Below are 21,080 nucleotides of genomic sequence, written 5' to 3'. Positions count from 1 at the left end.
ATGATAAAACGCACACTGTGTTTCACAACCCCGGCTTACCTGTCGCTGAAGGATGGTCAGATGGTGGTTAGGCTGCCGGAAATTGAGAAGAGCGATATGCCCGAGAGTCTGAAACGTGACAGCATAAGAACCATACCGGTGGAAGACATCGGTGTGGTTGTGCTCGACAACAGACAGATAACCATTACGCATGGTCTGCTCGAGGCGTTGCTCGAGAACAACTGTGCCGTGGTGACGTGCGACGCACGCGGCATGCCTGTCGGACTGATGCTGCCGCTGTGTGGCAATACGGTGCAGAGCGAGCGTTTCCGCCTTCAGACCGATGCCACGCTTCCGTTGAAAAAACAGTTGTGGCAACAGACAGTGCGGGCAAAGATAGCTAACCAGGCGGCTGTGCTGCGCTTGCTCACCAATGCTGATACGGGGTGTATGGCGCGTTGGATAGACGACGTGCGCAGCGGCGACGCCGACAATCTGGAGGGCCGTGCCGCCGCTTATTACTGGAAGATGTTGTTTGCCGCTATCCCCGGACTCGAATCCTTCACCCGTGGCCGCGATGGCATGCCGCCCAACAATCTGCTCAATTACGGGTATGCGATACTTCGTGCCGTGGTTGCGCGGGCGTTGGTGTCGAGCGGTATGCTGCCCACTTTCGGCATACACCATCACAACCGCTACAATGCCTATTGTCTGGCCGACGACATAATGGAGCCTTACCGGCCGTATGTAGATCGTCTTGTGTATGATATTGTTAGAGAAGACGGCATCGACGGACTTGAACTCACCAGGCAACACAAGGCCCGGCTTCTCGCCATTCCTACGCTCGACGTCTGTATATCAGGCAAGCGCAGTCCGCTCATGGTGGGTGTCACTCAGACCACGGCGTCGCTCTACCGTTGCTTCAGCGGCGAGTCGAGGCGCATAGCCTATCCGGAAATAGATTGAATGTTTCGGGCGCTGTACCGCTCTGCCATTTATATGAATTATTATTTATCATGGACCGCTTTAGTGAATATCGCGTTATGTGGGTGCTTGTTTTCTTTGATTTGCCAACCGAGACAAAAAAAGACAAGAAGGCTTACGCTCTTTTTCGTAAGAATCTGCAGCGTGACGGTTTCACCATGTTCCAGTTCTCCATCTACGTCCGACATTGTGCGAGTATGGAGAACGCGCAGGTGCACATTAAGCGTGTCAAATCGTTCTTACCCGAATATGGCAATGTGGGAGTGATGTGCATCACAGACAAACAGTTCGGAGCGATAGAGTTGTTTTATGGAAAAAAGCCAAAGGCTCCGAATGCTCCCGGCCAGCAGCTCGAGTTGTTTTAATATGCAGATTTATTGTTTTTTAACCTTTTTGAAACGTCTGAGGTCCATGACGTAACATAATATTACTTCATCTGAAGTCATTAAACAGAAATAAGGAAATATCGATATCATAGCGATATTTCCTTATTCCGTTATCAGTTTTCCATTTTCTGATACTTGATCTAATCCTTTGTCGTTCAGCTTATTGCACATATTGTGCTGTTGCTTATATCGCAAAGGTAAGAATTTTAAAGCAAATCACAACGGCGATATATGGCTAAATTTTGCGCGCCATGCTGTTGCTTATATCGCAAAGGTAAGAATTTTAAAGCAAATCACAACTTTCCTCAATCAGTCTCGCCTTGAGGATTAGCTGTTGCTTATATCGCAAAGGTAAGAATTTTAAAGCAAATCACAACTAAGTTTGCTCGTTATGTGTGTGAGCGTTAGCTGTTGCTTATATCGCAAAGGTAAGAATTTTAAAGCAAATCACAACTTTTCTTAATCAGTCTCGTCTTGAGGATTAGCTGTTGCTTATATCGCAAAGGTAAGAATTTTAAAGCAAATCACAACGTCTTTTCGAATCACTTGGCTATGGTTCTTGCTGTTGCTTATATCGCAAAGGTAAGAATTTTAAAGCAAATCACAACCTACGGATGCACCACGCTGCGCATAAGCGAAGCTGTTGCTTATATCGCAAAGGTAAGAATTTTAAAGCAAATCACAACGCATGTCTGATTTATCAAATTCATAATTGCGCTGTTGCTTATATCGCAAAGGTAAGAATTTTAAAGCAAATCACAACATTATCTCATAAAAGCATTGCGGAACATAAGCTGTTGCTTATATCGCAAAGGTAAGAATTTTAAAGCAAATCACAACAATCTATCAACATCACCACGCAACATAGTGCTGTTGCTTATATCGCAAAGGTAAGAATTTTAAAGCAAATCACAACAGATAGCGTTCCTTATACTACAAATGAGACGCTGTTGCTTATATCGCAAAGGTAAGAATTTTAAAGCAAATCACAACTGCTAGAGGCTGAGCTAGAGGCTGAGCCAGGCTGTTGCTTATATCGCAAAGGTAAGAATTTTAAAGCAAATCACAACTGGCGTTGTTTTGTTTTTGTTTCTTGTTGTGCTGTTGCTTATATCGCAAAGGTAAGAATTTTAAAGCAAATCACAACGTGATAGACTTCGTAAATTGGCTAATAGTGGCTGTTGCTTATATCGCAAAGGTAAGAATTTTAAAGCAAATCACAACTCTTGCCTTGGTGTTAGCTCTCTGGCTTCTTGCTGTTGCTTATATCGCAAAGGTAAGAATTTTAAAGCAAATCACAACACTTTTCCGGATGCACCGTAAAGAATCCAGGCTGTTGCTTATATCGCAAAGGTAAGAATTTTAAAGCAAATCACAACCTCTTGACCGTATAATTGCTCCTAAGGATAGCTGTTGCTTATATCGCAAAGGTAAGAATTTTAAAGCAAATCACAACGTACTTCGTAAACTTAATATCTCATTTGATGCTGTTGCTTATATCGCAAAGGTAAGAATTTTAAAGCAAATCACAACACTCACTATAAAGAACAATTCCTGTTACAAGCTGTTGCTTATATCGCAAAGGTAAGAATTTTAAAGCAAATCACAACAAGCATTGGCAGAGTAACTTTCTTGGCTATGCTGTTGCTTATATCGCAAAGGTAAGAATTTTAAAGCAAATCACAACCGCTCTCGTTCGGAACAATGGAAACAACCGGCTGTTGCTTATATCGCAAAGGTAAGAATTTTAAAGCAAATCACAACTTAACGCCACGAACGTGTATAATGTAATCGCTGTTGCTTATATCGCAAAGGTAAGAATTTTAAAGCAAATCACAACTAACAAATGGCGGTTTTCAATGGTTCCCGTGCTGTTGCTTATATCGCAAAGGTAAGAATTTTAAAGCAAATCACAACCACCTCACTTAAATTCATTTCGGATTATGGCTGTTGCTTATATCGCAAAGGTAAGAATTTTAAAGCAAATCACAACTGCTGTTTCTATCGTTCCGCAAAGTTTTCAGCTGTTGCTTATATCGCAAAGGTAAGAATTTTAAAGCAAATCACAACACAGCCTCATGTTGATTGGCGAGAGTTCAGCTGTTGCTTATATCGCAAAGGTAAGAATTTTAAAGCAAATCACAACTTACTTGCATTTTATAAGGCATATTTTGAGCTGTTGCTTATATCGCAAAGGTAAGAATTTTAAAGCAAATCACAACTATTGAAGGTCTCTCAGCTGATGAGTTAAGCTGTTGCTTATATCGCAAAGGTAAGAATTTTAAAGCAAATCACAACTGATTATTCCTTCACTTCTACAAAAATAACGCTGTTGCTTATATCGCAAAGGTAAGAATTTTAAAGCAAATCACAACCTATACCAACAAATATCGTTGGTTAGGTAGCTGTTGCTTATATCGCAAAGGTAAGAATTTTAAAGCAAATCACAACGAGCGAAGTTTGCAGGGTCCCAAACTTCAGGCTGTTGCTTATATCGCAAAGGTAAGAATTTTAAAGCAAATCACAACGCATGAACTTCGTTTTGTTCCTATGGCTGAGCTGTTGCTTATATCGCAAAGGTAAGAATTTTAAAGCAAATCACAACAATTCTGATAATTGGTACGATAGTCTTTCTGCTGTTGCTTATATCGCAAAGGTAAGAATTTTAAAGCAAATCACAACGTTCTTCGTAAACTTAATATCTCATTTGATGCTGTTGCTTATATCGCAAAGGTAAGAATTTTAAAGCAAATCACAACTCTCCAGGTCGTCTTGCTGACTTAAATAAAGCTGTTGCTTATATCGCAAAGGTAAGAATTTTAAAGCAAATCACAACAGGTAATGATTCCTTACTTTACATGCTTGAGCTGTTGCTTATATCGCAAAGGTAAGAATTTTAAAGCAAATCACAACAGATAACAGTCGGAGACAAAGGTTGTGTGGCTGTTGCTTATATCGCAAAGGTAAGAATTTTAAAGCAAATCACAACATAAGACAGTGCCTTTACCTCAGTATGCCAGCTGTTGCTTATATCGCAAAGGTAAGAATTTTAAAGCAAATCACAACTTATTGCACTTAAAGTAATTATTTACGCCGCTGTTGCTTATATCGCAAAGGTAAGAATTTTAAAGCAAATCACAACGGATTTATATTTATAAAGGTTTATTCTTTGCTGTTGCTTATATCGCAAAGGTAAGAATTTTAAAGCAAATCACAACTGTCTTGAAGAAAGTTTCTGATAGTGGTTGCTGTTGCTTATATCGCAAAGGTAAGAATTTTAAAGCAAATCACAACCAGACTGACGAAGAGATTTATCCCAATCGAGCTGTTGCTTATATCGCAAAGGTAAGAATTTTAAAGCAAATCACAACAACAGCAAGCTCTTAATATTGCTTCTCAAAGCTGTTGCTTATATCGCAAAGGTAAGAATTTTAAAGCAAATCACAACATAGCAATATCCTATACATTAAAATCTAACGCTGTTGCTTATATCGCAAAGGTAAGAATTTTAAAGCAAATCACAACCCTTGATATACGCTTCATTTATTGTCTTATGCTGTTGCTTATATCGCAAAGGTAAGAATTTTAAAGCAAATCACAACCTCGTTCTTCTCTTTTTGTAAATAATTTCGGCTGTTGCTTATATCGCAAAGGTAAGAATTTTAAAGCAAATCACAACCCCAGTCTATTGTGATGATGAAGCTGATTTGCTGTTGCTTATATCGCAAAGGTAAGAATTTTAAAGCAAATCACAACGTTATGTTCTTAGGTAAAGAAAAGAAGTGCGCTGTTGCTTATATCGCAAAGGTAAGAATTTTAAAGCAAATCACAACGTAAGGTTGTTTTACCTTGCTGTTTCTATCGCTGTTGCTTATATCGCAAAGGTAAGAATTTTAAAGCAAATCACAACCGGTTATAACGGAAAGAAGTACACACATAAGCTGTTGCTTATATCGCAAAGGTAAGAATTTTAAAGCAAATCACAACAGTCGATAAACAGATGTCACTTATTGATGGCTGTTGCTTATATCGCAAAGGTAAGAATTTTAAAGCAAATCACAACTTTTGAAAGTTATTGTCTATGCTGCAGGTCGCTGTTGCTTATATCGCAAAGGTAAGAATTTTAAAGCAAATCACAACTATCAGACTGCTGGTGCTAATCTTAATAAGCTGTTGCTTATATCGCAAAGGTAAGAATTTTAAAGCAAATCACAACACCTATATATTCTGATGACGAAGCTGATATGCTGTTGCTTATATCGCAAAGGTAAGAATTTTAAAGCAAATCACAACTCGACTGCTCACGATAAACAGACCATTCAGGCTGTTGCTTATATCGCAAAGGTAAGAATTTTAAAGCAAATCACAACTCCAACAGTAAATATTTGAAGGTCTCCCCAGCTGTTGCTTATATCGCAAAGGTAAGAATTTTAAAGCAAATCACAACTCAAAAAGAATTGCATAGATTTTGCGCCAGCTGTTGCTTATATCGCAAAGGTAAGAATTTTAAAGCAAATCACAACTAAAAGTGGTTGGGAAACTGGATATCTTAGCTGTTGCTTATATCGCAAAGGTAAGAATTTTAAAGCAAATCACAACTGCAGACACCTGATATGTCATTGTATGCAGGCTGTTGCTTATATCGCAAAGGTAAGAATTTTAAAGCAAATCACAACCGGCGTTCTCGGCGTTAGTTCTTTGGCTTCGCTGTTGCTTATATCGCAAAGGTAAGAATTTTAAAGCAAATCACAACCCAATTTGCACGGCGGAGCTTGAAAATACGCTGTTGCTTATATCGCAAAGGTAAGAATTTTAAAGCAAATCACAACTGATATGCATGATACTGTTTTTATGCGTGAGCTGTTGCTTATATCGCAAAGGTAAGAATTTTAAAGCAAATCACAACTGTTTGATGTCATTCTCCAGTGGCTCCAAGCTGTTGCTTATATCGCAAAGGTAAGAATTTTAAAGCAAATCACAACGTCTTGGTGTTTCTTCTCTGGCTTCTTGTAGCTGTTGCTTATATCGCAAAGGTAAGAATTTTAAAGCAAATCACAACACATGGCTAAAAGAAAGATTGTATATATCAGCTGTTGCTTATATCGCAAAGGTAAGAATTTTAGAGCAAATCACAACTAGAGCGTGTCCTTCACACAGGAATAGAGTGCTGCTGTTTATATCGCAAAAATAAGAATTTTTTAATCAAATCCTATTATCAATCCTTATTATTTTATTATGAAAAAACAGCAGACAAAATTTTCCGATCAATCCTTTCTTACCGCCTCCCGTCTCTGTATATTTATGCAAAAATCAGATCTCGTAATTGCATAAATATTCATCGATAACTCGAAAATACGGCGATATTTTCGAGCAGCAGTCTCCTCGGTCGCAAATTCTCGAGTTTTGAGAGGGTTGCGTATTGTATTGACAGCCAGTCACTTGCGATTTTTGACAATCCGATAGCTTCTGTATGGCGCTGCGAAACAGTCTGTTTCAGCCTCTGATATTGCCCATATCAGGGCCTGATATGCTCAATATCACACCATAACCAAGCCCATATCGCATGGTGATAAAGGCTGTTTCGCAGAGCCGTCTGATTTTTTATGTCATTCGTGAAGAAAAATACGACGGGTCGCGAAAGAAAAATCCGTCTGATAAAGCCTGTTCCGTCGCGCTCCGTTTTCTATTTCGCGAATTTTTTTTGTCAAGATTTTTTACTTTTGATATTGCATAAATATACAGTCTTGAAGGCGAAAAGCACCATTCCGTATTATTCTTGCTTTACACGCCTATGCCTGTTTCTTTTGGGCAGTTCCGGCTCCGTGTGCCGATGCTTTTAAGACCCTTAGACAATCCTTCGCAGTCTTATTATATGAGCTTCGTCACCTTATCATATATAGTGTGTTGCTTTCTCTGGTGCCGCGCCCGCCGCCTGTATGCCGTTCGCTGTCATTGTCGCTCCGCCATGGGGCTTATTCCGCATCCGGCCGTTATTATCTCCGCCGTCCGCACACTTCTTGCTTCATGCCGTTGCGTCGCCGTATATTTTTCTCCGGAGAACTTTTCCGCGGTTGCAGATTTTATTTCATATCACGATGGATAATGTATTATTATGCCATTCTTATGTGTGATCTGACGCTGACGATATGCGGTTTATGTCACTTTTTATATATCCGACAGCCGTGTTCCACCATGCGCCGCTACTCTGCCAAGACGGCTTTCTGCGAGCGTATCGTGCTTGTTTTATGCGTATTGTGACATTTTTATGAGCAGTTCATACCTTTAATATATGGCTTTCTGTATGCTCTTTTATGTGTTGTGTCAAAAAGTGAATGTTTTAAGTCAAAAAACATACGCGCCGTAATGGTTGTTATTGCTAAATTTGCTCAGCCAATTTAGAAGTCTAAGCTATATAACCAAATGAACAACAAAAGAAAATGTTTCTTTGCAGTTGACCTCGGAGCAACGAGCGGACGTACGATAGTCGGCAGTTTTCTCCCGTCCGGTCTGGAGCTGGAGGAGATAAACCGCTTCCCCAATCATCTCATAGAGAACGGCGGACGGTTCTACTGGGACATCTACGAACTGTTCCGCAATGTTGTGGAAGGGTTGAGGCTGGTTGCCGGTCGTGACGACTGTGAGATATGCTCCATAGGCGTTGACACATGGGGTGTGGACTTCGTGTGTGTCGGCGAGGACGGTGCTTTCTTGCGTCTTCCGCGTGCCTACCGCGATCCGTTCACCTCGGGAGCTGCAGAACGTTTCTTTTCGGAAGTGCCGCGCGAGACGGTCTACAGTCAGACCGGCATACAGGTGATGGACTTCAACACTCTGTTCCAGCTCGATGCCATGCGCCGTTCGTCAGACAGTGCGCTGGCCGCCGCACACAAACTGTTGTTCATGCCGGATGCCATAACATACATGCTAACGGGCGAAATGGTGACCGAATACACCATAGCCTCCACCTCCCAGTTGCTCAATGCGGCCACACGCCGTTTCGAGCCGTCGCTTCTTGCAGCCACGGGACTGACGGAGGAGAGTTTCGGACGTTTCGTCTTTCCGGGCAACCAGGTGGGTGTGCTCACGCCCGAGGTGCAGCGCCAGACAGGGCTCGGCCCCGTGCCGGTGATAGCAGTGGCCGGCCACGACACCGCTTCTGCCGTTGCCGCCGTTCCGGCATCCGACCGCGATTTTGCTTATCTCAGCAGTGGCACATGGTCGCTGATGGGTATCGAGACTGATGCACCCGTCATCAGCGCCGTCACTCAGAAGTTGAACTTTACCAATGAGGGCGGCGTCAACGGTACCATCCGCCTGCTGAAGAATATATGCGGCCTGTGGATACTTGAGCGCTGCCGTGCCCAATGGGGTGCGGTGCCCTACGACGTGCTGATAGACGAGGCACGTGCCGCAGAGCCGTTCCGTAGTTTGATCAATCCCGACGAAGCTTCTTTTTCTAATCCGTCCGACATGGTTGAGGCCATACGGACATTCTGCCGCAGTCACAGCCAGCCTGTGCCCGATACGCGCGGACGTCTGGTGCGTTGCATCTTCGAGAGTCTTGCCTTGCGCTACCGTCATGTCTTCGACAGTCTGCGCGAGCTGTCCGAGCGACCACTCAGCGTTCTGCACGTTATCGGCGGTGGCAGTTGCAATGAGCTGTTGAACCAGTGGACGGCCGATGCCATCGGTGTGCCTGTCGTAGCAGGCCCGTCCGAGGCAACAGCCATAGGCAACATCATGATGCAGGCAGTAGCTGCCGGACATTCGTCCGACGTAGCCGGCATGCGCCGTATGGTGCGCGGGTCGGTAAGTCTGAAGACATACATGCCGGCCGACACCGCCGCATGGGAAGAAGCATACCGCAGGGCGCCGTTCACCGCCTGAGCGTTTTCATACCGGCCTATGCCGGCTTTGGGCGGGCGTGACGGGCCGCCGTTGCGTCTTGACCGATAATTTACATACAACCATTTTAAACAAAAAACCTGATTATGAAAGAACAACTCATCAACAAAGCCTACGAGATAGCCAAGGAACGCTATGCCGTTCTGGGCATCGATACAGACAAGGCGATGGACGCCTTGCAGAATATTTCCCTCTCAATGCATTGCTGGCAGGCCGACGACGTCACAGGATTCGAGTCGGGCGGTGCGCTTACGGGCGGCATACAGGCCACGGGCAATTATCCCGGCAAGGCGCGCAACATGGAGGAAGTGCGCATGGACATACTGAAAGCCATGTCGTTCATCCCCGGCCGTCACCGTCTGAGCCTGCACGAGATATACGGTGACTTCGGCGGACAGTTTGTCGACCGCGATCAGGTTGAGCCGTCACACTTCGAGAGCTGGATGCAGTGGGCTGCCGAGAACGGCATAAAGCTCGACTTCAACTCCACATCGTTCTCTCATCCCAAGAGCGGAAACCTCTCGCTGGCCAATCCCGACAAGGCTATACGCGACTTCTGGGTGGAGCACACAGTGCGCTGCCGTGCTATTGCCGAAGAGATGGGACGCCGCCAGAATGACCCCTGCATAATGAACCTATGGATACACGACGGCAGCAAGGACATAACGGTCAACCGTATGATGTATCGCGAACTGCTCAAGGATTCGCTCGACCGCATATTCGCAACAGAGTATAAGAACATGAAGGACAGCATCGAGTCCAAGGTGTTCGGCATAGGTCTTGAGAGCTACACCGTGGGTTCAAACGATTTCTATATAGGTTATGGCGTGCAGCATCAGAAGCTCGTCACGCTCGACACAGGCCACTTCCATCCGACGGAGAGTGTGGCCGACAAACTCTCTTCGCTCCTGCTGTTCGTGCCGGAGGTGCTGCTCCATGTGAGCCGTCCTGTGCGTTGGGACAGCGATCACGTAACGATAATGAACGACGATACGCTCGACCTCTGCAAGGAGATTGTGCGTTGCGGAGCCCTCGGCCGCGTGCACATAGGTCTCGACTACTTCGACGCGTCCATCAACCGCATTGGAGCATATGTCATCGGAAGCCGTGCCACACAGAAATGTCTGCTCCAGGCGCTGCTCGAACCGCTCCATACATTGCGCAGCTACGAGGCCGAGGACAAGGGCTTCGAGCGTCTGGCGTTGCTCGAGGAGTGCAAGTCGTTGCCATGGAATGCCGTATGGGACATGTTCTGTCTGCGCAACGGTGTGCCTGTGGGCGAGGAGTTCATAGCTGAGGTTGATAAATATGAGGCCGACGTGACCTCAAAGCGTAAATAAATAAAAGGTTGTTTTGTCATGGACGTTTTGTTAGGGTTATTGATAATAGCGGTCGGCAGTTTCGGTCAGAGCAGTTCTTATGTGCCCATTAACAAGGTTAAGGAATGGTCGTGGGAGAGTTTCTGGTTGGTTCAGGGCATCTTCGCATGGCTCGTGTTTCCTTTGCTCGGCGCACTGCTCGCCGTTCCTGCGGGCGGCAGTCTGTGGCAGTTGTGGAGTTCGGGCGGAGCGCTTCAGGCCGTCATTTATGGTGTTCTCTGGGGTGTTGGCGGTCTGACGTTCGGCCTCTCCATGCGCTATCTCGGTGTCGCCTTGGGACAGAGCATAGCTCTCGGTACGTGTGCTGCGTTCGGAACTCTCTTTCCGGCGCTCTTTGCCGGCACCGACCTGCTCCGTGGCGACGGCCTCATGCTGCTCTGCGGCGTGTGCATCACCATTGCAGGTATTGCCGTGATAGGCTACGCCGGCAGTCTGCGCTCGGCCAATATGAGTGAGGAGGAGAAGAAGGCGGCCGTAAAGGATTTCGCCCTTACCAAGGGTCTGCTCGTGGCGTTGCTTGCCGGAGTGATGAGCGCATGCTTCGCTTTGGGTCTCGATGCCGGCGGTCATATTAAGGAGGCTGCCCTCAACGGCGGCGTGGCTCCGCTCTATGCCGGTCTGCCCGTCATATTCCTTGTGACGCTTGGCGGTTTCTGCACCAACGCTGTATATTGCATCCGGCAGAACATAAAGAACCATACCGGCCGCGAATATTTCGCATGCAACGGCCGTGTGCTGGCCAACAACGTGCTTTTCTGCGCCCTTGCCGGCGTGCTGTGGTACTCGCAGTTCTTCGGTCTTGAGACGGGCAAGAGCTTCCTCACCGACAGTCCGGTGCTGCTGGCATTCTCGTGGAGCATCCTCATGTCGCTCAATGTGATATTCAGCAACGTCTGGGGCATTATCCTGAAAGAGTGGCGCGGATGCGGACGCAAGGCTGCCGGAGTGCTTGTTGCCGGCCTGCTCATACTCATAGCCTCCATCATTGTGGTGGCCATGGCACAGCAGTGACATGTTTTCTGGCCGGATGTGTGCCGGCCATGCTACGATATTGTTATTTCTGTTTGATTAATTTCGACTTATAGATGTGCTCACGGGTGACGTTGTCTCCCGTGAGCATAACATAAGTGAAAGACCGGGTCGTACGACGGTTGTCTGCCGCGGACGCCGTCGCAGCGTCTGGTGTGGCCATGTACAGATGGATGTGGAAACACTGGGCACGCTGTCCGGCAACATCATAGGATCTTTATCTGACAGGTGTGACGCAATGCGCTGACTGTCATGACGTTACTTCTATTATGCATAGAACTTTAAGACATTAACAAAATACCGCTTATCCTGCGTACTTTAAACTTCAGAATGATGAAACCATACGAATCTGTGATAGTGAGAAAGACATTGATTCTCCTCCTTGTAATGTGTCTGACCGGCGCAAGCAAGCTCATGGCCGTGGACAATCTGCGTTGTGAAATGGTGACCGATCCTATGGGAATAGACATCACTACGCCACGACTGAGCTGGGAACTGAACGATAAGGGACGCAACGTGATGCAGACTGCTTACCGCATACTCGTGGCTTCTACGATGGATAAGCTGAAGCCCGGTAAGGCAGATTTGTGGGATTCGGGAGAAGTGAGCTCGGACAATTCGGCGTACATACCGTATGGCGGAGTGGCTCTGAAGAGCCGTATGACGTGCTACTGGAAGGTGTGCGTCACCACGAATAAGGGCAAGTCGGAATGGAGCAAGCCTGCCCGCTGGACAATGGGACTGCTCGACGGCGGCGAATGGAAGGCGCAGTGGATAGGGCTAGACAAGGCTTTCGAGTGGGACAATCCAACTGCCGACTGCACAAGACTGTCGGCCAGATATTTCAGAAAGGATTTCCGCACGACGCGTCGTCCGGCGAAAGCCACATTGTATATCTGCGGACTTGGTGTTTACAAGCTGCATATCAACGGCAAGACCATTGGTCGTCAGGAGCTGGCACCCACTCCTACTGATTACAGAAAGGAAGTGAAATACAACACGTTCGACTTGACCGGCGAGATAGGCAAGGGCGACAATGCCATCGGAGTGATTGTGGGCAACGGCCGTTTCTTCCATATGCGCCGCACCGACAGGGCCGAATTTCCAAAGCTCATCGCCCAGCTGGAACTTGAGTATGGCGACGGCAGCCGCGAATATGTGGTGAGTGACGCGTCGTGGAAGGTCACATCGCACGGAGCGATAGGCGCTAACAATGAGTATGACGGCGAGGAGTATGACGCACGCCGTGAGATGCCGGGATGGGACAAAGCCGGATTCGACGATTCCGCGTGGCTGCCTGTGGATATGACCGCCGCACCGGAAGGAAAGCTCGGCGCGCAGATAAACAATAATATACAGGTGATGGACGTTATCAGACCGACAGGTGTCACCCGACTTAACGACACTACCTATATTCTGGATATGGGACAGAACTTCTCAGGACGCCTCAAGATGAAAGTCAAGGGTGAGCGTGGCAGGGAAGTGAAGCTGCGCTTCGCGGAGTTCCTTAACGATGACGGAAGCGTCAATCTGGACAATCTGCGCGGCGGACTCGCCACCGACAAATACACACTGAAGGGCGAGGGAACGGAGACGTGGGTGCCATGCTTCGCCATTCATGGCTTCAGATATGTGGAGATAACCAATTATCCCGGTACGCCCTCTATTGATGATTTCGAGGGACAGGTGCTCTACGACGACATGCGGCAGACCGGATATTTCGCGACATCGGACTCGATGATAAATCAGATTTACCACAACGCCTACTGGAGTGTGCGCAGCAACTACCGCGGCATGCCCACCGACTGCCCGCAACGTACGGAGAGAATGGGATGGACAGGCGACAGAGCCATCGGATCGTACGGCGAGAGCTTCCTCTTCGACAACAATAATCTGTACGCGAAATGGGTGCACGACATACGCATAACCCAGCGCGAGGACGGCAGCGTGTCCGACATCGCTCCGAGCTACTGGAGCTCTTACACTGACAACATGACGTGGCCAGGCACTTATCTCACGGTGTCGAAGATGCTTTACACGCAGTTCGGCAACATACAACCGATAACCGAGCATTATGCTTCGATGAAGAAGTGGCTATACTATATGCGCGACAAGTATCTGACTCCGGACCATATCATGCCGCGTGATGTTTATGGTGACTGGTGCACGCCGCCCGAATTGTTCACCGCCAACGATCCGCAGATACCGTCGCTGATTACCGACAAGGCAGTGATAGGTACGGCTTACTATTATTATATGCTCAAGACCATGTCCTGGTTTGCCTCCCTTCTGGGCAAGGATGGCGACCGTAACGAGTTCGACGAACAGGCGGCTGTGGTAAAGGAAGCCTACAACAATAAGTTCCTGGATAAGGAGAAGCGCTCATACAGCAACAACACCGTGACGTCGAACCTGCTGGCGCTAAGCTTCGGACTCGTGCCCGACGACTATCGTAACGACATAGCCGACAACATGGTAAGGCTCATAGAGAACGACTTTAAGGGGCATATAAGCACCGGAGTGATAGGATGTCAGTGGCTGATGCGCGGGCTTACGGAGATAGGACGCCTTGATCTTGCTTACGGAATGTTGCAGAAGACCGACTATCCGAGCTTCGGATACATGATAAAGAAAGGTGCTACCACCATATGGGAACACTGGAACGGCGACGGCATGGAGCGTTGGATAGACTCGCAGAATCATGTCATGCTGTTGGGTGATCTGCTCATCTGGTTCTATGAGAATATGGCAGGCATAAAGAGTGATGATGCTCATCCCGGATTCAAGAAACTGATTATGAAGCCTCTGCTCATCGACAGACTGAGTCATGTGGACTGTTCCTACCACTCTGTTCACGGACAGATAACCAGTTCGTGGAAGAAAGACGGGGCGTCGTTCCAATGGAACATCACGATACCGGCCAACTCCTCGGCTACCGTATGCATCCCGGCCACGGCATTGGACAATGTGACCGAAAGCGGAAAAAGTCTTTCAGAAGCCGGCATCAGCACGTCTAAGGTTGAGGGAGGATATGTTGTCTGCGAAATAGGATCAGGCACTTACCGTTTCAAGGCAGTGCGTTAGGTTGTCAGACGGAGTGCACCGAAGTGAGGAATATATCATGTATGGCGGAAACGTCAGATGAAAAAAGAAATGATAAACCTGCTCTGATATCAGGCAGACGATATGATCTGTCTGGGTCGGGCAATAAAAAATATATATGGAATCTATATTGAACAATCGTCCGGCACTTGCTGCCGAAGTGGAGAAAGTTGCCGAAACAGCCGGCTATCTGTGGCAGAAAGGCTGGGCCGAGCGTAATGGTGGCAACATAACCATAAACATCACCGAATATGTAGATGACGCCATCAGACAGATGCCGGCTATCAGCGACGTGATGCCCATCGGGGTAATGCTGCCCCATCTGCGCGGCTGCTATTTCTATTGCAAAGGTACCAACCGCCGTATGCGCGACCTTGCGCGCCGTCCTATGGACAATGGCTCGGTGATACGAATACTTGACGACTGCGCCAGCTATGTCATCATAGCCGACAATCCGGTGCGTCCTACGTCAGAGCTGCCATCGCATCTCAGCGTGCACAATTATCTTTTGTCTATCGGTTCGCCTTACCGTGCATCGCTCCACACCCATCCAATAGAGCTCGTTGCCATGAGTCACTGCCGCCGTTTCCTTGAGAAGGATGTGGCTACAAACCTGCTGTGGAGCATGATTCCCGAAACCAAGGCGTTCTGTCCGCGCGGTCTGGCCATCGTGCCATACAAGTTGCCGGGATCTGTTGAGCTGGCCGAAGCCACCATCAGTGAGCTTTCCGACTACGATGTGGTGATGTGGGAGAAGCACGGAGTGTTCGCTGTGGATACCGACATCATGGCTGCCTTCGACCAGGTGGACGTGCTCAACAAGTCGGCCCTCATCTACATAGCCGCCAAAAACATGGGATTCGAACCCGACGGCATGACTCAGGAGCAGATGCGTGAGATGTCCGAGGCGTTCGGTCTGCCCAAATAATGCCGGCCGGTGTCATGCGGGTAATGTTTATTATTGGAATTTTCATGTACTGATTGTATGCGGAATGTCCGTCAGGGATGTTCTGTATGCAGTCAGTATTCCATATTTTAAAATATTTGATAAAAGTAAATCAGAATATACTGTTTTTGATTTTAAAATCACTATATTTGCCATCAACCTGATAATAAATTCCTGATTATGCCCAACGATTTAAACAACGACGGTGTTGAGTTCAAGTATCTCATTGTCAATGATACGGACAGGAAGTTCGGACTGTGGATCAACACGGTTGGCTTTCAGTCTATTGCACCCGATTCTCCTTATCCTTTAAAGGAACATCCTTCAGGTTATTTCTTCAATGCGGAGAAAGGCCGGGTTCTGCAGGAATACCAACTCATATATATAACCAAGGGCTGCGGACAGTTCTCTTCGGAGAGTGTCGGCAACAAGCATGTGTGTAGTGGCAGACTCATGCTTGTATTTCCGGGTCGGTGGCACACCTATCGCCCTTACCGTAATGTGGGCTGGAATGAGTATTATATAGGTTTTGAAGGTCCTGTTGTCGACAGACTTGTGAGTGAAGGTTTTTTCAGTGAGGACCAGCCCGTCATCGATATAGGGTTGAGCGAGGAGTTTGTTTCGCTTTATACGCGTGCTCTTAATATAGCCGAGGCCGACGCTGTGTCGTCCCAGCAGTATCTTGCTGGCATTGTGATGCACATGCTTGGCATGGTCATATCACTTTCACGCAACAGACAGTTTGAGATGAGCGCCATACGGCAGAAAATAGAAAAGGCACGTATATACATGAAAGAGCATGTCGGCGAGAACGTCAGTGCCGAGCAGCTTGCCGAACATCTCAACATCAGCTACTCATGGTTCAGAAAGGCTTTCAGGGAATACACAGGATACGCACCGGCAAAATATTTTCAGGAACTGAGGATACAGCGTGCCAAACAGATGCTTGTGGGCACATCGTCATCGGCCAAGGAGATAGCTGCTGCGTTGGGTTACGGCTCCGCTGAGCACTTTTACAGTATGTTCAAGAAAGCCACCGGACTCACGCCTCACGAATACCGGTCGTGTGGCCGCGATTCCGGCACGTCGGACGAATGAGTCGTGCGTACGGCGGTCATGACCGTACGCTTCTGTTTTCATTTCCCTTTTACTATGATGATTGTCTCCAGATCGTCAGGCACGAATATGTTTCCCGCGAATGCTGTTGCGGCTTCCTGCGTGTAGGTCTGCCCTCGTGTAGTCATGCTTCTGTCCTCGGTGTGGAACAGCAACAGGTTGGATGCATTCAGCTCAGAGGCTGTCCGTGCCGCATCGAGTACGGTACTGTGGTGTTTGGAATAGGGTTTCATCTCCTCGCGGTCGGCATACAGGCAGAATGCCTCGCACATCAGCCAGTCGGCATTGGCCGCCATGCTTCGGTTAGTCTCATTGAACGGTTCATCACCCAGGCACACCAGACTTATTCCTCCCGGCAGTTCTGCACGATAGCCGAATTGTTTTTCTTTTGTGGAATGAATGTCGAAACATGTGAAGCTCATGTCTCCTACGTTGAATGTATCGCCGTCGGACAGAATGACGAAGTGCACCGCGCTGTCGAGTAACGGTATGTATTTACCCGGAAGGGTCATTTCGCAGATGCTTCGCAGCACTCGGATGACGCGGTCGTGACCATAAACGCAGAGCACGTTTGTGCGTAGTCCGTTCAGTGTGTGTTGTATGGCGGTCCTCACTATCCATACCGCTCCGAGTATATGGTCGGTGTGTGCGTGTGTGATAAACATGTGGTCGAGCCGCGCCGGGTCCTCCCCGGCTTTTTTCATCTGTGTCAGTATTTCGTTGCCTCCGCCCGCATCGGTGAGCAGCATGCCCTCGGCAGTCTTCAGCAGAAAGCATGTGTTGTAGCATTCTGTTGCTGTGGCATATCCCGTACCGAGCATCGTTATCGTGGCACAGGCGTTATTCTCTGTTGTGTTCATCCCTGTTATGTTTTTTCCATACAAAGATAGTGAAAGGTGAGAGCAACGACAAAAATGGAAAGACTTTGTTTTTCTTTTTGTCATTGCCGAACCGCCTCCTGTCTTATGCAAAGATAATGCAAGGCTTGCTTGACGGTATATGGATAGCACTATGTTTTATATAATATGTCAATATTGGCCGGAATGCAATATTATATATACACTCTATGCCTGCAGAAATGGCCACTACACTAGGTGTTATTCGCGATGTGTTGTCGTGATATGCGCCATATCATGACGGTGTGTGGCTGCGATGCCATCATACTTATCGGCTTTTCATGTGTCACAGACTCCATATCTTTGTCTCTGCTGAAAGCTGTTTGCAAATAAATACTTACCTTTGCGGCTGGTTATTTCTTCCCGCAAAGTGCCCGATGTTCGTATGACAGTGGAGCGTCTGAGAAGGAGTAACAGTATAGAAGAATACGTATAAAAGAATAATAAGATATGTTGCATTTCGACAGTGATTATATGGAAGGTGCGCATCCGGAGCTGATGCGCCGCCTGGCAGAGACAAATCTTGAGCAGACGCCGGGCTACGGGCTCGACGAATATTGCCGTCGTGCCGAACGGCTCATTCTTGATGCCTGCTCGCTGGAGCGTGGAAAGGTGAACTTCCTCGTGGGCGGCACACAGACCAACGCCACGGTGATAGACGCTCTTCTGGCACGTCACGAGGGTGTGTTGGCTGCTGAGACAGCTCACATCAATGTGCATGAGGCAGGAGCCATAGAGGCTTCGGGTCATAAGGTGCTCACCCTGCCACAGCACGACGGCAAGATAAGTGCGGCAGATGTGCGCAGATATATTGACGATTATTATGCCGACGAAACCTACGAACATGTGGTGGCGCCGGGAATGGTTTACATATCTCATCCTACCGAACTTGGAACACTCTACACGCTCGATGAACTCACTGCCCTGAGCGACGTGTGTCACGAGGCCGGCATCCCGCTCTACATGGACGGTGCACGCCTTGGCTATGCGTTGGCTTCGGGCGCTTCAGATGTGAGTCTGGCCGACGTGGCACGTCTGTGCGATGTATTTTATATAGGTGGAACAAAGGTCGGAGCACTCTTTGGCGAGGCCGTTGTGACATCACGTCCCGAACTTCTGCCTCATTTCTTCTCCATAGTGAAACAGCACGGAGCGCTTCTTGCCAAGGGCCGACTGCTCGGTGTGCAGTTTGAGACACTCTTCACAGACAATCTTTATGTTCGTCTGGCACGTCACGCATGTCTCATGGCCGACAAGCTTCGCCGCGCCTTTGTGAGTCGTGGCTACCGTCTGTTCATCGACTCACCCACCAACCAGCAGTTTTTTGTGCTGCCCAACAGTGTCATCGACGCCCTGTCTGATGTGGCCACCTTCGAACTTTGGGGACCACGCCGTACCGAGGAGACTCCTGTACGGTTTGTCACTTCATGGGCTACACGCGAGAGCGACGTTGACAAACTTATAGACGCGTTGCCGCAATGTCCTGCCGTAGAATGACAGATATCAGTATAATAATATATAACGAAAACAACCGTGCCACACAGCAGTGTCGTTTCTGACACCCGTGTGGCACGGTTGGTGTTTTTTCTATGCTTGTGTCCGTCTGTGGCCTATGCGTGTATGGCTGTGGACTGAACCGTTGGTTTACAGATATTCGGCAAAGTCGGTGAGTCTCATGTCGCCTTTGCGCGTCAGCGTGTCGTGGAAGGCAAAGGCCGCGCGCAGCGAACCCGGACAGTGTCCCTTAGTGGCTATGCGCTGATATTCGCGCAGTAGTGGACGGTAGTCAGGGTGGGCACAGTTGTTTATTATCTCCTCAGCGCGGCGTGCCGGACCTTTTCCTCTCAGGTCGGCTATGCCCTGTTCGGTTATTATCACGTCCACGTCGTGTTCTGTAGAGTCGATATGACTGCACATGGGAACTATGGCACTTATCTTTCCTCCCTTTGCTGTCGAAGGCGTGTAGAATATACTTATCGAGCCGTTGCGTTCGTAGTCGCACGAGCCACCGATGCCGTTCATCAGTCGTGAACCGCACACGTGGCTTGAGTTCTCGTTGCCGTAGATGTCACACTCGAGCGCCGTGTTCATGGCAATAACACCGAAACGGTGGATGAGCTCTGCCGAGTTGGACAGTTCGCTCGGGCGCAGTGTGAGGCGGCTGCGGAAGAAGTCCATGTTGTCATACACTTTTTTCAGACATTCGTTAGACACGGTCATGGCTGCAACCGATGCCTGCGATATGCGTCCCTGTAGCATCAGGTCGACTATTGCGTCCTGCACTACTTCGCTGAACACCTCTACCACGGGCATGTCGTCGCACCGTCCGATGGCCTCCATTACGGCGTTGCCCGTCACGCCCACACCGCTTTGTATGGGGAACATGCACTTAGGAATGCGTCCGGCGCGCATGTCGCTCAGGAAAAAGTCCACCACGTGGCGGCCTATCATGTCGGTCTCGGGAGTGGAGGGCTTGAATGTGCGCGCTTCCTCAGGTATGCAGCATTCCACCACACCTGCTATTTTCTTCGGGTCTATCTCCAGATACTGTGTACCGATGCGCTGTCCCACGCGTGTCAGCGGTATCGGTTGGCGGTATGGATACTCCAGACATTCGTATTCGTCGTGCAGATAGCGTGCGTCGGCGTTGTGGAATGTGTTGAGCTCCAGAATCACACGCTTGGCTATGCGGGCAATGGTCGGCACGATGCCGTCGGCCGACGTGAGATACACGCGGCACTTGTCGCCGTCGTCCTCTATGGCTGACACCTCTATGATGGCCCAGTCAATCTCACCGTAAAAGCCACGGCGCAGACGCTCGGCCATGTGGCCCAGGTGCATGTCCTCATAGTCTATCTCGCCCAGGTTTGTATGGTTGCGGAAGTCGGCGTTGGTAGAGAACGGTGCGCGGAACTTTATGGCGTGTGCCGCTGCGAGGTCACCCTCGAGGCTCTGGCACGACGATGCGCCCGTGATCACTCCCACGGCGAATGGACGTCCGGCCTCATGCTCGCTCAGCGCACGTTTAGACAGTTCGCGTGTCACGGCCTTTGGTACGCCGCTGGGGGTGAATCCGCTGAATCCGATATTGTCGCCGTCCTTTATCATCGCTGCGCCTTCGGCAGCCGTTATGCGTGTGTATGCCATTTCCTTATGTATGTGTGATTTGTTCGGGTGGCAAAGTTAGTCATTTTAATGCAGAAAACATATTCCGTCATATGATTTTCTGCATAAATTTGCAAAAATTCATTCAAAAAGGCACTAAAACCGTATAAATATACAGAAATAACGGTTAAATATGCAAAAATGTGCATATTCACATTCCGCTGGAAACGGAGTGGGATATACGAAATATGGT

11 protein-coding genes and 1 CRISPR repeat array are annotated in these 21,080 nt (G+C 48.2%); of the genes, 9 read left to right on the top strand and 2 right to left on the bottom strand.

Going from position 1 to position 21,080, the window contains the following annotated elements:
• The 8 genes from cas1 to WKT13_RS01185 all read left to right on the top strand — a co-directional run bounded on the left by cas1 (window position 1) and on the right by WKT13_RS01185 (window position 16,808).
• Window positions 1-945: a type II CRISPR-associated endonuclease Cas1 gene (gene cas1, locus WKT13_RS01220; protein WP_340322470.1), complete on the top strand. Its 945-nt coding sequence runs from the start codon at window positions 1-3 to the stop codon at window positions 943-945.
• 50 nt (window positions 946-995) lie between these two features.
• The gene (gene cas2 / locus WKT13_RS01215) at window positions 996-1,328 is read left to right on the top strand and encodes a CRISPR-associated endonuclease Cas2 (RefSeq protein ID WP_340322469.1); all 333 of its coding nucleotides are present in this window, start codon (window positions 996-998) and stop codon (window positions 1,326-1,328) included.
• A 197-nt stretch (window positions 1,329-1,525) separates the two neighbouring features.
• Window positions 1,526-6,485: a CRISPR direct-repeat array (repeat unit 47 nt; unit sequence GCTGTTGCTTATATCGCAAAGGTAAGAATTTTAAAGCAAATCACAAC).
• 1,284 nt (window positions 6,486-7,769) lie between these two features.
• The gene (locus tag WKT13_RS01210; protein ID WP_340322468.1) at window positions 7,770-9,236 is read left to right on the top strand and encodes a rhamnulokinase; all 1,467 of its coding nucleotides are present in this window, start codon (window positions 7,770-7,772) and stop codon (window positions 9,234-9,236) included.
• Between the two features lie 104 nt (window positions 9,237-9,340).
• Window positions 9,341-10,594 (top strand): L-rhamnose isomerase, encoded by a 1,254-nt coding sequence (locus WKT13_RS01205; protein WP_340322467.1) that lies wholly within the window; start codon window positions 9,341-9,343, stop codon window positions 10,592-10,594.
• A gap of 18 nt (window positions 10,595-10,612) precedes the next feature.
• Window positions 10,613-11,644, top strand: coding sequence for an L-rhamnose/proton symporter RhaT (gene rhaT / locus WKT13_RS01200; protein WP_298620075.1), 1,032 nt, complete (start codon window positions 10,613-10,615; stop codon window positions 11,642-11,644).
• Window positions 11,645-11,992: 348 nt separating this feature from the next.
• Window positions 11,993-14,746 (top strand): alpha-L-rhamnosidase, encoded by a 2,754-nt coding sequence (locus tag WKT13_RS01195; RefSeq protein WP_340322466.1) that lies wholly within the window; start codon window positions 11,993-11,995, stop codon window positions 14,744-14,746.
• A 136-nt stretch (window positions 14,747-14,882) separates the two neighbouring features.
• Entirely contained in the window at window positions 14,883-15,692 is an 810-nt protein-coding gene (rhaD, locus tag WKT13_RS01190; protein ID WP_340322465.1) for a rhamnulose-1-phosphate aldolase, read from the top strand.
• A 198-nt stretch (window positions 15,693-15,890) separates the two neighbouring features.
• Window positions 15,891-16,808: an AraC family transcriptional regulator gene (locus tag WKT13_RS01185; RefSeq protein WP_340322464.1), complete on the top strand. Its 918-nt coding sequence runs from the start codon at window positions 15,891-15,893 to the stop codon at window positions 16,806-16,808.
• Between the two features lie 38 nt (window positions 16,809-16,846).
• Here WKT13_RS01185 and WKT13_RS01180 read toward each other — a convergent pair whose 3' ends face one another.
• On the bottom strand, window positions 16,847-17,686 hold the full coding sequence (locus tag WKT13_RS01180; RefSeq protein ID WP_340322463.1) for an MBL fold metallo-hydrolase: 840 nt from the start codon (window positions 17,684-17,686) through the stop codon (window positions 16,847-16,849).
• 486 nt (window positions 17,687-18,172) lie between these two features.
• Here WKT13_RS01180 and WKT13_RS01175 point away from each other — a divergent pair, with 486 nt between their 5' ends.
• Window positions 18,173-19,219: a threonine aldolase family protein gene (locus WKT13_RS01175; RefSeq protein ID WP_340322462.1), complete on the top strand. Its 1,047-nt coding sequence runs from the start codon at window positions 18,173-18,175 to the stop codon at window positions 19,217-19,219.
• Window positions 19,220-19,366: 147 nt separating this feature from the next.
• On the opposite strand, the gene WKT13_RS01170 is transcribed toward WKT13_RS01175, so the two are convergent.
• Window positions 19,367-20,869: an acetyl-CoA hydrolase/transferase C-terminal domain-containing protein gene (locus tag WKT13_RS01170; protein WP_298620088.1), complete on the bottom strand. Its 1,503-nt coding sequence runs from the start codon at window positions 20,867-20,869 to the stop codon at window positions 19,367-19,369.
• Window positions 20,870-21,080: the final 211 nt, after the last annotated feature.

The organism is Prevotella sp. HCN-7019 (assembly GCF_037890215.1).
Lineage (GTDB): Bacteria > Bacteroidota > Bacteroidia > Bacteroidales > Bacteroidaceae > Prevotella.
Note: the sequence above shows the minus strand (reverse complement) of the source record. Positions and strands in the feature narration are given on the sequence as shown.

What these genes read in the sequence shown, in the direction of transcription:
- cas1 (WP_340322470.1), top strand. Translation starts at nt 1, where the DNA reads ATGATAAAACGCACACTGTGTTTCACAACCCCGGCTTACCTGTCGCTG.
- cas2 (WP_340322469.1), top strand. Translation starts at nt 996, where the DNA reads ATGGACCGCTTTAGTGAATATCGCGTTATGTGGGTGCTTGTTTTCTTT.
- WKT13_RS01210 (WP_340322468.1), top strand. Translation starts at nt 7,770, where the DNA reads ATGAACAACAAAAGAAAATGTTTCTTTGCAGTTGACCTCGGAGCAACG.
- WKT13_RS01205 (WP_340322467.1), top strand. Translation starts at nt 9,341, where the DNA reads ATGAAAGAACAACTCATCAACAAAGCCTACGAGATAGCCAAGGAACGC.
- rhaT (WP_298620075.1), top strand. Translation starts at nt 10,613, where the DNA reads ATGGACGTTTTGTTAGGGTTATTGATAATAGCGGTCGGCAGTTTCGGT.
- WKT13_RS01195 (WP_340322466.1), top strand. Translation starts at nt 11,993, where the DNA reads ATGATGAAACCATACGAATCTGTGATAGTGAGAAAGACATTGATTCTC.
- rhaD (WP_340322465.1), top strand. Translation starts at nt 14,883, where the DNA reads ATGGAATCTATATTGAACAATCGTCCGGCACTTGCTGCCGAAGTGGAG.
- WKT13_RS01185 (WP_340322464.1), top strand. Translation starts at nt 15,891, where the DNA reads ATGCCCAACGATTTAAACAACGACGGTGTTGAGTTCAAGTATCTCATT.
- WKT13_RS01180 (WP_340322463.1), bottom strand. Translation starts at nt 17,686, where the DNA reads ATGAACACAACAGAGAATAACGCCTGTGCCACGATAACGATGCTCGGT.
- WKT13_RS01175 (WP_340322462.1), top strand. Translation starts at nt 18,173, where the DNA reads ATGTTGCATTTCGACAGTGATTATATGGAAGGTGCGCATCCGGAGCTG.
- WKT13_RS01170 (WP_298620088.1), bottom strand. Translation starts at nt 20,869, where the DNA reads ATGGCATACACACGCATAACGGCTGCCGAAGGCGCAGCGATGATAAAG.